The organism is Arthrobacter sp. LT660 (assembly GCF_056172845.1).
On sequence record NZ_CM149651.1, the window covers coordinates 2712701 to 2725146 of the forward strand.

General features: G+C 69.5%; 13 protein-coding genes and 1 tRNA gene. 9 read left to right on the forward strand and 5 right to left on the reverse strand.

Annotated features, from left to right (window positions below):
- Positions 1-11: 11 nt before the first annotated feature.
- Complete coding sequence (gene pstB, locus AC0QSG_RS12630) at positions 12-791, forward strand: phosphate ABC transporter ATP-binding protein PstB (protein ID WP_475375634.1); 780 nt, start codon at positions 12-14, stop codon at positions 789-791.
- Between the two features lie 131 nt (positions 792-922).
- On the opposite strand, the gene AC0QSG_RS12635 is transcribed toward pstB, so the two are convergent.
- The 3 genes from AC0QSG_RS12635 to AC0QSG_RS12645 form a co-directional block, all read right to left on the reverse strand.
- On the reverse strand, positions 923-1939 hold the full coding sequence (locus AC0QSG_RS12635) for an inorganic phosphate transporter (RefSeq protein WP_475375635.1): 1017 nt from the start codon (positions 1937-1939) through the stop codon (positions 923-925).
- Between the two features lie 7 nt (positions 1940-1946).
- Positions 1947-2528 (reverse strand): hypothetical protein, encoded by a 582-nt coding sequence (locus AC0QSG_RS12640; RefSeq protein WP_475375636.1) that lies wholly within the window; start codon positions 2526-2528, stop codon positions 1947-1949.
- A 244-nt stretch (positions 2529-2772) separates the two neighbouring features.
- On the reverse strand, positions 2773-3429 hold the full coding sequence (locus AC0QSG_RS12645; RefSeq protein ID WP_475375637.1) for a hypothetical protein: 657 nt from the start codon (positions 3427-3429) through the stop codon (positions 2773-2775).
- Between the two features lie 77 nt (positions 3430-3506).
- On the opposite strand from AC0QSG_RS12645, the gene AC0QSG_RS12650 reads away from it, so the two are divergent.
- The 3 genes from AC0QSG_RS12650 (at position 3507) to AC0QSG_RS12660 (ending at position 5874) form a co-directional block, all read left to right on the forward strand.
- Positions 3507-3579, forward strand: a tRNA-Lys gene (locus tag AC0QSG_RS12650).
- A 287-nt stretch (positions 3580-3866) separates the two neighbouring features.
- The gene (locus tag AC0QSG_RS12655) at positions 3867-5186 is read left to right on the forward strand and encodes an endonuclease/exonuclease/phosphatase family protein (RefSeq protein WP_475375638.1); all 1320 of its coding nucleotides are present in this window, start codon (positions 3867-3869) and stop codon (positions 5184-5186) included.
- Positions 5187-5238: 52 nt separating this feature from the next.
- Positions 5239-5874 carry an alpha/beta hydrolase gene (locus tag AC0QSG_RS12660; protein WP_475375639.1) on the forward strand — a complete coding sequence of 212 codons (636 nt, stop codon included), beginning with the start codon at positions 5239-5241 and terminating at the stop codon, positions 5872-5874.
- Here the strand turns inward: AC0QSG_RS12660 and AC0QSG_RS12665 are convergent.
- Entirely contained in the window at positions 5871-6122 is a 252-nt protein-coding gene (locus AC0QSG_RS12665; protein WP_435727639.1) for a DUF6458 family protein, read from the reverse strand. The two genes, AC0QSG_RS12660 and AC0QSG_RS12665, sit on opposite strands and share 4 nt — an antisense overlap.
- A gap of 153 nt (positions 6123-6275) precedes the next feature.
- On the opposite strand from AC0QSG_RS12665, the gene AC0QSG_RS12670 reads away from it, so the two are divergent.
- Positions 6276-7100 carry a hypothetical protein gene (locus tag AC0QSG_RS12670; protein ID WP_475375640.1) on the forward strand — a complete coding sequence of 275 codons (825 nt, stop codon included), beginning with the start codon at positions 6276-6278 and terminating at the stop codon, positions 7098-7100.
- A gap of 46 nt (positions 7101-7146) precedes the next feature.
- Here AC0QSG_RS12670 and AC0QSG_RS12675 read toward each other — a convergent pair whose 3' ends face one another.
- Positions 7147-8421 (reverse strand): DUF445 domain-containing protein, encoded by a 1275-nt coding sequence (locus AC0QSG_RS12675; RefSeq protein WP_475375641.1) that lies wholly within the window; start codon positions 8419-8421, stop codon positions 7147-7149.
- A 125-nt stretch (positions 8422-8546) separates the two neighbouring features.
- Here AC0QSG_RS12675 and AC0QSG_RS12680 point away from each other — a divergent pair, with 125 nt between their 5' ends.
- From AC0QSG_RS12680 to AC0QSG_RS12695, 4 genes are all read left to right on the forward strand, one after another.
- Positions 8547-9446, forward strand: coding sequence for a glycerophosphodiester phosphodiesterase (locus AC0QSG_RS12680; RefSeq protein ID WP_475375642.1), 900 nt, complete (start codon positions 8547-8549; stop codon positions 9444-9446).
- A 9-nt stretch (positions 9447-9455) separates the two neighbouring features.
- Entirely contained in the window at positions 9456-10196 is a 741-nt protein-coding gene (locus AC0QSG_RS12685; protein ID WP_475375643.1) for an AzlC family ABC transporter permease, read from the forward strand.
- Positions 10193-10504, forward strand: a complete 312-nt coding sequence (locus AC0QSG_RS12690; protein ID WP_475375644.1) for an AzlD domain-containing protein — start codon at positions 10193-10195, stop codon at positions 10502-10504. The genes AC0QSG_RS12685 and AC0QSG_RS12690 overlap by 4 nt, the downstream gene beginning before the upstream one ends.
- Positions 10505-10706: 202 nt before the next feature.
- Positions 10707-12398 carry an ABC transporter substrate-binding protein gene (locus tag AC0QSG_RS12695; RefSeq protein WP_435727645.1) on the forward strand — a complete coding sequence of 564 codons (1692 nt, stop codon included), beginning with the start codon at positions 10707-10709 and terminating at the stop codon, positions 12396-12398.
- The last annotated feature ends 48 nt before the right edge of the window (positions 12399-12446 follow it).

Genomic DNA, 12446 nt, shown 5'->3' on the forward strand with positions numbered 1-12446 from the left:
TAAGGAATCCCATGTCCAAGCGCATCGAAGTCAAAGACCTCAACGTCTTCTACGGCAACTTCAAGGCCGTCGAGGATGTCACCATCAACATCGAGGCCAAATCCGTGACGGCCTTCATCGGCCCGTCCGGCTGCGGCAAGTCCACGTTCCTCCGCACGCTGAACCGTATGCACGAGGTCATCCCGGGCGCCCGCGTCGAGGGTGAGGTCTTCCTCGACGGGGACAACCTCTACGAGTCCGGGGTCGACCCGGTGACGGTCCGCAGCCAGATCGGGATGGTCTTCCAGCGGCCCAACCCGTTCCCCACCATGTCCATCCGCGACAACGTGCTGGCCGGCGTCAAGCTTAACTCCAAGCGCATCAGCAAGGGAGACGCCGACGACCTCGTCGAGTCGTCGCTGAAGGGCGCGAACCTCTGGAACGAGGTCAAGGACCGCCTGGACAGGCCGGGTTCCGGTCTTTCCGGCGGACAGCAGCAGCGGCTCTGCATCGCCCGTACCATCGCCGTCAAGCCCGAGGTGATTCTGATGGACGAGCCGTGCTCGGCGCTGGACCCGATCTCCACGCTGGCCATCGAGGACCTGATCAACGAGATGAAGAACGACTACACGGTCGTCATCGTCACGCACAACATGCAGCAGGCGGCGCGCGTGTCCGACAGGACGGCGTTCTTCAACATCGCGGGCACGGGCAAGCCCGGCAAGCTGATCGAGTTCGACGACACCGCCACCATGTTCAGCAATCCCTCCGTGAAGGCAACGGAGGACTATGTTTCGGGCCGCTTCGGGTAGGTCCGGCTAGCGTTCCCCGTTCGGCGCCTGCGCCGGACGGGGACGACCCTGGAGGGGGATCTTCAGGGGATCTTGAGGGGGATCGACGGCGGGTGCCGGCTTCGTGCCGGCGCCCGCCGTTTCCCTTTGCGTCAGGCCAGCAGCGGGTGCAGGGAGAGGAACAGGATGCCCGCCGCCAAGGCGCAGACCAGCGGTGTGGCGAGCCAATAGCGGACCATCTGGAGCACGTTGCGCCACATCACGGACTCGAACCGCTGGTTGGCGCCGGCGCCCACCGTTGCGCTGGCCACCGCCTGCGTGGTGGACAGCGGCAGGTGCAGCACCATGGAGCCCAGATAGAGCATGGCCGCGGAGACGGCGTGGGCCGTCATGCCGCGCATGGGATCAATGGAGACCAGCCTGTAGCCGAGGGTGTGGGCGATCCGCCAGCCGCCGCCGAGGGCGCCGGCGGACAGGAACGCGGCGCCCGCGAGCTGCGCGCCGACGGGAATGGAACCGGGTTCGGTTGCGTGGCCCGCCACCAGCGCCAACGTGATCATCGCGCCGGTGCGCTGCCCGTCCTGGAGGCCGTGTCCCAGGGCGACGGCGCAGGCGCCGATGCCCTGGCCCGCCCGCCCGAAGCGGTTCACGTCGCCGGACGACGAGTGGCGCAGCAACCAGGTCGCCGGGAAGACCAGCACGTACGCCACGAAGTATCCGACGATCGGCGTCACCACGAGGGGAAGCCCGACGGCCAGGAGGATCAGGCCGACTTCGGCGCCCACGCCGTTTCCGCCCAGAACCGCGGAGGCGGCGCTGGCGCCGGCCAATCCAGAGATCGCGGCGTGCGTGGATGACATGGGCAACCCGCGCCAGAGGCAGTAGAGGCCCCAGGCGCCCGCCGCGACCACGGCGGCAAGCATGATGCCCAGCCCTTGTTTCCCGGCGGGGAGGTTCAGCCCGACGGCGGAGACGAGGTAGGCGCCTAATCCGGTGCCGAGCATGGTCCCGGCGAAGACGAACAGGGCGGTCGTCACGACGGCGACCGTGGGCGTCAGGGCGCGGGTGCGGACGGCCGTGGCGACGGAGTTGGAGGCGTCGCGATAGCCGTTGAGGAAGGCGTATCCGCACATGGCCACGAGCACCACGGCCAGGAAGGGTGTCTCCATCCCGGGCTCAGGACTCCTTGACCAGGACTCGGCCCAGGTGGTCGGCGACGGCGCGCAGGGAATTGGCCGAAGCGAGCAGTTGGTCGGCCACCGCGCGGTGCCTGACGATGGCCGAGGCCTTGTGGAGCTCGCCGATTTCGCCCAGCCAGCTGTGGTGCGTCCGGTGCGCCCGCTTGGTGGTTCGGACCATCTGGAGCCACGTGTCCTCGAGGTCGTCCAGCCGGTCGAGTTCGCCGATGGCGGTGGTGGTCAGCTCCGTCTGGCGGGCGATGATCTCCAGCTGCTCGGCGGCGCGTTCCGACAACCATTTGACGCCGGGTTGACCCATGAGTTGGCCCGCGCCGGACAGGTCTGTCACGACCTCGTGCAGCAGCCGGGAGAAGGTGTACAGGTCTTCGCGGGGGAGCGGGTTCACGAAACTGGTGCGCAGGTGCGTCAGTAGGGCGTAGTGCAGATCGGTGGCGCCGATTTCGATGCGGTTGAGCTCCTCCACGAGTTCCGGACGGTCCTCGGCGATCGACCCCAGCATCTGGGAAAGGACCTCCAGGCAGTTGTGGACCTCCGTGCACAGGCCAAGCAGTAGTTCCAAGGCTCGTTTTTCCGAGGGGAACAGGCTGAATTTCACGAGGTAACCGCCAAGTGGTGTGCGGGGCATGCAAGGGTCGGTTGCAAGTCTACGCACAGGCGACGCGGCTGAGCGGGGCGGTGCCGAACCGGGAACGCCTCTCGGCGGAAGGCCGCTCGAAGCGGCTGCAAGTTGGAGCCCGGGGTTACCGCGGTCCGGCACCGCCTACAGTGTTCTCCCCGGCCGCCGGTCCTGTCAACAACACTAGTCAGGCCAGTTCCTGGCGTCTCCAGGCGTGCGCCGCGGCCTCCAGGTCCTCCGCGGTCCGAACCAGCAGATGTGAATTGCGTGTCAATTTGCTCGCGTGGGCGCCGTTGGCGTGTTCCGCCGCGTCGGCATGGTCCACCTGTCCCAGCGCCACCACCCGGCAGAAGGCGGCCGCGCGCTCCAGCGCGACGTCGAAGTCGCCGTCGAACGCCCCGGAGAGAATCGAGTCGGCCATGGTGCGCAGTTCCTCGGCGCCCGGCGGTTCCGCGACGCCGGCGACGACGTGCTCCACCTGGGCCCGCTGGCGTCCGGCCGAGAAGTACGCGGCCATGCGTTCCGGGTCCTGGACGGTCACGGCGCGCAGCGCGTACAGCCGCCAGAGCGCGCCCGGGAGTGAACGCGCGGGGCTTTCGGCCCACATTTCCGCGATGGCTTCGAGCCCCTCCTTGTCCGCGAGCGCCACGAGCCGCTCGGTGACGGCCGGATCCTCGCTGGCGCGTCCGTGATGCACCAGCGCCTGGGCGGCCAGGTGCGCCGCCTCGGAGACGCGGGCCGGATCCGCCCCACCGACGTACGGCTCGAAGTCGGCCGGCGCGAAGGGCTTGGGCTTGTGGTGGCGCGGAGCACCGGATCCGCGGCCTTGATTCGTGGGAGCCATGGCAGGAACGATACTCCCGTCGACGCCGCACGGCGCCGGGCTTGCGCTAGCATGGTGTTCGGCCGTTTTGCGGCCAGGGGCCTTTAGCTCAGATGGTAGAGCATCGGACTTTTAATCCGCGGGTCGCGGGTTCGATCCCCGCAGGGCCCACCCCGGGCGCCCCGCGTCGGCCACGGCCGGCGCGGGGCGCTTTTGGTTCGGCATCGTGACGTCCGCCGATGGAAGGACGCCGAATACGTACGTCGCAGATATCGATCCGGCAACGATGGGCTTGTCCGAGGGAACGGCCGCCGGCCCGTTACCTCCCCGGAGATCCGCGGAATAACGGCGATCGGGGCGTGCCCGCTGGTCTCCCCCACATCCGCCCAAGAGGCCCTGCCATCCACAAGTGGCGTTTGTCACGGCCGTTGCGAAGGCCGAGCGCCTAGTCTGGTTCCATGCATTCGTTTCCCCGTGCGGCCTGTGCCGTCCTGCTGGCTGCCTGTCTGGCCGTCGGTGTGGGCGCGCCGGCATACGCGGAACGCCAAGTTCCCGCGGGAGGACCGGTTTTGATGGGCAACAACATCGCCGCGGACGGCGCGCGGAATTGGGCGGACGGATTCTCGTCGACGGAATCGGGCAGCGCCGCGGACCTTCGGGTCGCGACCTACAACGTCTCCCTCAACCGTGCCGCGGCGGGGGACCTGGTCTCGGATCTGACCAGTCCCAACAACGCCCAGGCCCAGGCCGTGGCCGAAGTGATCCAGCGCACCGCACCGGACGTGGTGCTGCTGAACGAGTTCGACTATGACGAGGACCACGAGGCCGCGACGCTCTTCCGCGACAACTACCTCTCCGCCGGACAGAACGGCCAGTCGGGCCTCACCTACCCCTACATGTACGCCGCTCCGACCAACACCGGTGTCCCGATCGGGGCCGACCTGGACCGCGACGGATCCGTGGGCGGCGCCGACGACTCCTTCGGTTTCGGCGATTTTCCGGGCCAGTACGGCATGGTCCTCTACTCGAAGTATCCGATTCTCGAGGATGAGGTCCGCACGTTCCAGAACTTCCTGTGGAAGGACATGCCGAAGAACCTGATGCCGTCCGGCTACTACAGCCCGTTGGTGCGCAACGTCTTCCGGCTCAGCAGCAAGTCGCACTGGGACGTGCCCGTCGACGTCGATGGCCAGGTCGTCCACATGGTGGCCGCGCACCCCACACCGCCCGTCTTCGACGGCCCGGAACGCCGCAACGCCCGCCGCAACCACGACGAGATCCGCCTGTTGAGCGACTACGTCTCCGGCGGCAAGGCCGCCGAGTACATCTATGACGACGCCGGAGCACAGGGCGGTCTCCCGGCCGGTGAGCGCTTCGTGGTTCTGGGCGACCTCAATGCGGATCCGCTGCGCGGCGGGTCCCGCGAGGGCGCGGTTTCCCGGCTCCTCGACAACCCGCGGCTCACGGATCCGCTTCCGTCGTCCACGGGGGCGGCCGCCGGCGGGGGATCATGGGGCTTCACCTCGTTCACGCCCGACGGTGTGCCACGGGACGAGTCCGACGATGCTGCCAGGCTGCGGACGGCGGACTTCCGGGGCCGCGGCACCGGACCACTCCGTGTGGATTACGTACTTCCGTCGCGGGACCTCCCGGTGGCCGGATCGGGCGTCTTCTGGCCCTCGGCCGCGGAAGAGGGCGCCGACCTGGTGGGCGGCAACCCGTTCCGGACCAGCGACCATCGGCTGGTTTGGGTGGACGTCAGCCTCTCCGCGACCTAGCCACCCCGGGCAAGGGGCCGAGATGCGATACGCCCGGACCTAGGATGTCCCCATGCCCGAAGCCCTGTTCTCCAAGCCGCCCGCGGCGCGCGCGGGCACGCACCTGCTGCTGATGCTGCACGGCTACGGTTCATCGGAGACGGCGATGGCACGGCATTTCGGCACGCTGCCGCCGAACGTGACGGGCGTCGCACTCCGCGGCGGACTCGATGTCGGCGGGGCCAGCGGTTGGTTCCTGCTGGACTATTTCCTGGCGCATGACTTCGCCGACGTCGTCGCTTCCGCCCAGTCGGTGCTGGACTTCCAGGACGCCCACGCCGAAGCGTTCGAATCGGTGAACCTGTTCGGCTACTCGCAGGGCATGGCCATGGCCACCACGCTGATGCGGCTGAGGCCGGGGGCGTACCGCTCGGCGGTCGGGCTGAGCGGGTTCGTGCTGGATAGCAAGCTCCTCGAGCTGATCGATCCGGAACCGGGGGGCCCGGTCGGCCGCACGCCGTTCTTCTGGGGGCGCGACCGGGCTGATCCGGTCATCAACGCCGACGCGGCCGAGCACACAGCCGGGTGGCTGCAGCGGCACACGCGGCTGACCGCGCGGACCTACCCCGGCATGGGGCACGCCACGAGCGCGGACGAGCTGCGCGACGCCGGAGCGTTCCTGCGGCACTACCTGCCGCGGGAGGGCTAGAGGTCGTTCCGGGTTTCGTTCCGCGTCACGGCCTCGCCGGTGTGCGGGTCCTGGAGGGTCCGCGACTCGCTGACCCGGCGCCTGGACCGCGGCATGCCGACAACCAGCGAGATGATCACGCCGAGGACGCCCGCGGCCATCAGGATGTAGCCGACGATCGTCAGGTCGACCCCGGGGACCGCGTCGCTGACGGCGAACGCGAGGATCGCCCCGAGGGCGAGGAGGAAGATGGAAAGGCCAATGCGCATGGGGGTGCCCCTTTCGACTGCGGCGGCAACAACCGCCGTGTGGCCGGTGCCACAACACCCAAACTACCCTTGACCGGGCCAAACCACACGGCATGGACACCGCGATTCGCATCCCTCGCGGTCGTCGGTTCCACCCCATAGAGTGGTGCTGTTATGACAGACAAATTCACTTCCGTGGTCCTCGGCGAGGACGGCAAGCCGGTGGAGGGCATCCAGGGCGCCATGCTCAGGGCGATCGGCGTCCAGCGGCCGCTGGTCCTCGCCTACCTGTCCAGGCTGCACCGAAAGAACCCCGGCGCGAGCGCGGCCGAACTGGCCCGCCTGATCGAACGCGACTATCTCGTGGCCGTGACCGGCGGCGGCGCCGCGGTCGGCGCGACAGCCGTCGTGCCCGGGATCGGGACGGTGGCCTCGCTGGGACTCTCCGCCGCCGCGACCGTGGGTTTCCTGGAGGCGAGCGCGCTCTACGCGCAGTCGCTGGCGGAGCTTCACGGCATCACCACCGCGGATCCGGACAAGGCGCGCGCCCTGGTGATGGCCGTCCTGATGGGCGACGAGGGCAGCTCCATGATCTCCGCGCTCACGCATCAGGCCGCCGGCAAGGGCGCGGGTCCGGTCCGCGGATGGGGCTCGGTGTTCGGCGCGACCGGCCCGGGCGGCATGTGGGGCGGCATCTCCAAGAGCGTCCAGAAGCGTTTCCTGCGCCGGATGCTGGCGACCCAGGGCGCCTCGCTGCTCGGGCGGGCCATCCCGTTCGGCATCGGCGCCGCCGTTGGCGGCGCCGGCAACCGTTTCCTCGGCAAGAAGGTCGTCGAGGCCGCGTCGCTGGCCTTCGGCCCGCTGCCGACCATCATCCCGGGCGAGCTCGCGAGGGCATCGGGACGGTCCCAGGGGCACGACGGCGGCGCGATCCAACGCGCGCAAGCCGACGTCGAGCGCGACATCGAGGCCGAGCGCCGGCGTCGTTCCGGGTCCTAGGAAGTCTCCGCGCGGACCCACGCCCGAGACGTAGCCGTCCGCACGGCTACCGCAGCAGCAGGTCCGCGGCCGCGAAGATCGTCAGCCCGGCGAGCGAGCCGACGACGGTTCCGTTGATGCGGATGAACTGCAGGTCCCGTCCCACCTGGAGCTCGATCTTCCGGCTGGTCTCCGCGCCGTCCCAGCGCGCGACCGTCTCGCGGATGACGTCGGCGATCTGGCCGCGGTAGGTGCGCACCACGTAGCCGACGGCACCGGCCACCCAGGCGTCCACCTTGCCCGCCAGCCGGGCGTCCTCGGTCAGCCGCCGTCCGAGGTCCGCGACGGCGCGAACGAACGAGCGCCGCAGTTCGGACTCCGGGTTTTCCACCGCGTCGACGAGCGCCGCCTTGATGCTGGCCCAGCCCGCCGCGGCCAGCTCGCGCAGCTGCGGGTCCCCCAGCAGCGAATGCTTGAGTCGCTCCACCTTCGCCACCGTGTCCGCGTTGGACTGCATGTCGGCCGCGAAGTCGCCCAGCCAACCGTCGATGCTTCGGCGCAGGCTGTGCCCGGGGTCCGCGCGCACGGCGTCGATGAACCGGCCCAGCTCGCGGTGCAGCTTCTCGCCGACCAGCTGGTCCAGCGCCCCGGGCAGCCACGTGGGGGAGCGCTCGGCGACGAGTCCGACGACGGTCGCGCGGTTCGCGGCGACCCAGTCCGCCGCGCGGTCGGCCAACAGGTCCACGAGCTGGCGGTGGTGGCCGTCGCGCACCACCGTCTCCAGGACGCGGCCCAGCGTGGAGGACCACTCGGGGGCCAGCATGTGCTTCCGGGCGAGGGACTCCAGCAGGCGCAGCACGTCCTCGTCGTCGAGGACCCCGAGGACGCCGCGGATCACGGTCGCGCCCTCCGTGGCCACGCGTTCGGCGCCCTCGGGCCGGGCGAGCCAGGCGCCCGCCGTCGCCGCGAGCGCCAAGCCGTCCAGTTTCCGGGACACGATCTCGTCCGACAGGAAATTGTCCTGCACGAACCCGCCGAGGCTCTCGCCGATCTGGTCCTTCTTGCGCGGGATGATGGCCGTGTGCGGGATCTTCAGCCCCAGCGGATGGCGGAACAGCGCGGTCACGGCGAACCAGTCCGCCAGCGCGCCGACCATGCCCCCCTCGGCCGCCGCCCGCACGTACTCAAGCCACGGGTACCGGTCCTGCAAAGAGAAGGACACGGCGAAGACGACGGCGAGGGCCACCAGCAGCCCGGTCGCCAGCCGCTTCATGCGGGTCAGGGCCACAGCCCGCTCCGCGTCCGTCGTCGCTCCGGTTTTCGCGTCGGTGGTCTCGTCCATCGTGGGCTCCTCGCGGCTGGGCGTCATCTCTAGGGCTAGGCGGCTCCCAAGGCTTCAACGATAGTTCACCCGCCCGGTCCCCCCATGCGGTGCCGGGGCCGGAATCATCGCGTATTTTTGGGAATATGCAGAGAGTCTTCGCGCACCGCGGCTCCAGCCTGGCCTACGCCGAAAACACCCGCGCCGCGTACCAGCAGGCCATCGACGAGGGGGCCGACGGCGTCGAGTGCGACGTCCAGCTGAGCCAGGACCTCCACGTGGTCTGCCACCACGACCAGACGGTGGACCGGACGTCCGACGGCACGGGGTCCGTCGCCGGGTACACCCTGCGGGAGCTGCGCCGCCTGGACTTCTCCTCGTGGAAGGGGGCGCGCGTCCCCGACCCGTATGGGGCCCGCTCGCAGCAGCTGGTCACGCTGCCGGAAATCCTGGAGATGACGCGCCTGGCGGACCGGGAGATCGGCCTCGCGATCGAGCTGAAGCACCCCAGTCCGTTTGGCCGGAAGCTCGAGGAACGGGTCCTGGCGGAACTGATGCGGGCCGGATGGGACCCCGAGACCTCCCGGATCGGGAAGGTCGCCGTGAGCCTGATGAGCTTCGACCCCGGTTCGATCGACTACCTGCTCCAGGGCGTTCCCGGGCACCACCTCTGCCAGCTCGTGACCGGGATAGACGAGGACTTTATGGACGACTTCGGGATGATCGGCCGCGCGGCCATGGAGCAGGTCATCCTCCGCACCCTCGACGGCAGCATCGACAGGCTGGACGCCGGGGCGGTCGGCATCGCCGGTCCCGGGGTGGCGTTCGCGCGCGCGAATTCCGAGACCCTGCGTCGGTGGATCGGGGCCGGCCTGCGGATCCGCGCCTGGACGGTGGACGCAGACGACGACGTCGACTACCTCGTGGGGCTCGGCGTGCAGGAACTGACCAGCAACCGTCCCGCCCACGTCAAACGGCACCTCGCCGCCCGGAACGGTGCGGTGCCACCCGCCCTGGCCGCGTCCCCGCAGGCGATCCCGCACTAGACTGGACTGGTGAAATTCGCCCAGTCGCCCGCCGTCAAGGTCGGCGCCGCCATCGCCGTCGCGACCGGGCTCTACGGCATCTCCTTCGGGGCCCTGGCCGTGGCCTCGGGGCTCGACGTCTGGCAGGCCGTGGCGCTCAGCGCCCTGATGTTCACGGGCGGTTCGCAGTTCGCGTTCATCGGCGTGGTGGCCGGCGGCGGAGGCGGGTCCGCCGCGTTCGGGGCCGCAACCCTGCTGGGCGTGCGCAACGTGGTCTACGGAATGCAGATGAACGCCCTGCTCCGGCCCTCCGGATGGCGCAAGGCCCTCGCGGCGCACGTTACGATCGATGAATCCGCGGCGACGGCCTCCGGGCAGACCGAGCCGGGCGAGCGGAGCCGGGGGTTCTGGGTCGCGGGCATCGGCGTGTTCGTGATGTGGAACCTCTTCACGGTCGCCGGCGCGTTGCTCGGCGACGCGCTGGGCGATCCCAAGGCGTGGGGCCTCGACGGCGCGGCGGTCGCTGCCTTCCTGGGACTGCTCTGGCCGCGACTCCGCTCGGGTCAGCCGGTGGCGCTCGCCGTCGTCGCCGCCCTGGTGACCGTCCTGGCCGTGCCGTTCGCGCCGCCGGGCCTGCCCATCCTGGTGGCGGCACTGGTCGCCGGGATCTGGGGCTGGTTTGTCCGGGGCCCGGACGGGGAGGGCCTGGAGCCGGACGTGGATCCCTACGCCGCGGAGCACGCGCGGGCGGCGGGGGAGGCGGCGCCGTGAGCCTCTGGGGTTGGATCCTGGTGGCCTGCGCGGTCTCGTACGCCACGAAGCTGCTGGGCTACCTGGTGCCCGCCCGCCTGCTCGACAACCCGCACGTCACCCGCGTCGCCGGCGCGCTCACCATCGGACTCTTGGCCTCGCTCACCGCGGTGAACGCGTTCGGCTCCGGCCAGGAGCTGGCACTCGACTCCCGCCTCGGCGCGTTGCTGGCCGCCGGCGTCGTACTGGCCCTCCGCGCCCCGTTCCTGGTGGTGGTGATCGTCGGGGCGGCCACCGCGGCCCTCCTGCGCCTGGCGGGATTGCCCTAACCCGGCGACGGTCCGGCGCTCCCGGGCGCACGTCCGCGCCCGTAATCGAATCGTGATCGTCGGCCCTGTGATCCTTCCCGGGAACGCGTGAAACAAGTCTTGAATGAGACTAGGCTCACATCATGCACCGACGCTCCGAACCCGGAGGGCCGACGTCGTCAGGCGCGGCTGCCGGTGCCAGGACTCGAACCCAGGAGAAGCCATGACCCACAATGGCAGGCCGAAGCGAACGGCCGCCCGCCGCTTTGCCACCATCACCACATCGCTCGCGATCGGGGCGCTCGTCCTCAGCGGATGCGCCCAGAGCGAGCGCGAGGACGCGGACGCGGGGGCCGGGGCTGACAGCGACGTCAACTCGACCTTCATCTTCGCGGCGTCCTCGGACCCGCAATCCCTCGACCCGGCCTTCGCCTCCGACGGCGAATCGTTCCGCGTCTCCCGCCAGATCTTCGAGGGCCTCGTCGGCACCGAATCCGGAACCGCGAACCCGGCCCCGCTGCTGGCCGAGTCCTGGGAGAACTCCGAGGATGGACTCGTCTACGACTTCAAGCTCAAGGAGGGCGTGAAGTTCCACGACGGCACGGACTTCAACGCCGAAGCCGTATGCGCCAACTTCGAACGCTGGTACAACTTCGAGGGCATCCAGCAGGCGGCCAGCGTCGGCTACTACTACAACGCGCTGTTCAAGGGCTACAAGGACAGCCCCGAGAACGCCGTCTACGAGTCGTGTGAGCCGGTCTCCGAGTCGGAGGCCAAGATCACGCTGGCGAAGCCGTTCGCCGGCTTCATCGCGTCGCTGTCCCTTCCGGCGTTCTCCATGCAGTCCCCGGCAGCCATGGAGGAGTTCGGCGCCGACGAGATCAGCGGGACGTCCGAGGCCCCGGTGCTCTCCGAGTACGCGACCGGCCACCCGGTGGGAACCGGCCCGTTCAAGTTCGGCAGCTGGGACAACGGCCAGCAGATCGAGCTCTCCTTCAACGAGGAGTACTGGGGCGAGAAGGGCCAGATCGAGCGCATCGTCTTCCGCGTCATCGAGGACCCGGTGGCCCGCCGCCAGGCGCTCGAGGGTGGCGACATCGACGGCTACGACCTGGTGGCCCCGGCCGACACCGCGGCACTGGAGGAAGCCGGCTACAAGATCATGGCCCGCGACCCGTTCACCATCCTCTACCTCGGCATGAACCAGAAGGTGGAGGAGCTGGCCAAGCTCGAGGTCCGCCAGGCGATCGCGCACGCGATCGACAAGGACGCGCTCATCAAGCAGACGCTGCCGGAGGGCACCAAGAAGGCCATCGAGTTCATCCCGGACTCCGTGAACGGCTACAACCCCGACGTCGAGGCGTACGACTACGACCCGGAGAAGGCGAAGCAGCTACTGGCCGACGCCGGCTACGAGGACGGCTTCGACCTGGACTTCAACTACCCGACCGGCGTCTCACGGCCGTACATGCCGACGCCGGAGCAGGTGTTCACCAATATCAGCGCCCAGCTCGCGGAGGTCGGCATCAAGGTCAACGCGCAGCCGGACAAGTGGAGCCCGGACTACCTGGACCGCATCCAGGGCGGTGCCGACCACGGCATCCACCTGCTCGGCTGGACCGGCGACTACAACGACACCGACAACTTCGTCGGCGTCTTCTTCGGCGGCGAGAAGCCGGAGTTCGGGTTCAACGACCCGGAGCTGTTCGGCAAGCTCACCGAGGCGCGCGGCGTCCCGGTCCTCGAGGAGCAGACCCCGCTGTACGAGGAGATCAACGCGGACATCGCCGAGCTCGTCCCGGCCGTCCCGCTGGCGCACCCGGCGCCGTCGTTGGCCTTCAACGAACGCGTCGACTCGTTCCCGACCAGCCCGGTCAACGACGAGGTCTTCAACGAGATCAAACTGAATAAGTAGCCCCTCATCGCGCGCGGCGGCGGGCCCGGGCCCGTCGCCGCGCCGTTT

What these genes read in the sequence shown, in the direction of transcription:
- AC0QSG_RS12645 (WP_475375637.1), bottom strand. Translation starts at nt 3,429, where the DNA reads ATGGCTCCCACGAATCAAGGCCGCGGATCCGGTGCTCCGCGCCACCAC.
- AC0QSG_RS12665 (WP_435727639.1), bottom strand. Translation starts at nt 6,122, where the DNA reads ATGCGCATTGGCCTTTCCATCTTCCTCCTCGCCCTCGGGGCGATCCTC.
- AC0QSG_RS12655 (WP_475375638.1), top strand. Translation starts at nt 3,867, where the DNA reads ATGCATTCGTTTCCCCGTGCGGCCTGTGCCGTCCTGCTGGCTGCCTGT.
- AC0QSG_RS12635 (WP_475375635.1), bottom strand. Translation starts at nt 1,939, where the DNA reads ATGGAGACACCCTTCCTGGCCGTGGTGCTCGTGGCCATGTGCGGATAC.
- AC0QSG_RS12660 (WP_475375639.1), top strand. Translation starts at nt 5,239, where the DNA reads ATGCCCGAAGCCCTGTTCTCCAAGCCGCCCGCGGCGCGCGCGGGCACG.
- AC0QSG_RS12695 (WP_435727645.1), top strand. Translation starts at nt 10,707, where the DNA reads ATGACCCACAATGGCAGGCCGAAGCGAACGGCCGCCCGCCGCTTTGCC.
- AC0QSG_RS12680 (WP_475375642.1), top strand. Translation starts at nt 8,547, where the DNA reads ATGCAGAGAGTCTTCGCGCACCGCGGCTCCAGCCTGGCCTACGCCGAA.
- AC0QSG_RS12675 (WP_475375641.1), bottom strand. Translation starts at nt 8,421, where the DNA reads ATGGACGAGACCACCGACGCGAAAACCGGAGCGACGACGGACGCGGAG.
- AC0QSG_RS12670 (WP_475375640.1), top strand. Translation starts at nt 6,276, where the DNA reads ATGACAGACAAATTCACTTCCGTGGTCCTCGGCGAGGACGGCAAGCCG.
- pstB (WP_475375634.1), top strand. Translation starts at nt 12, where the DNA reads ATGTCCAAGCGCATCGAAGTCAAAGACCTCAACGTCTTCTACGGCAAC.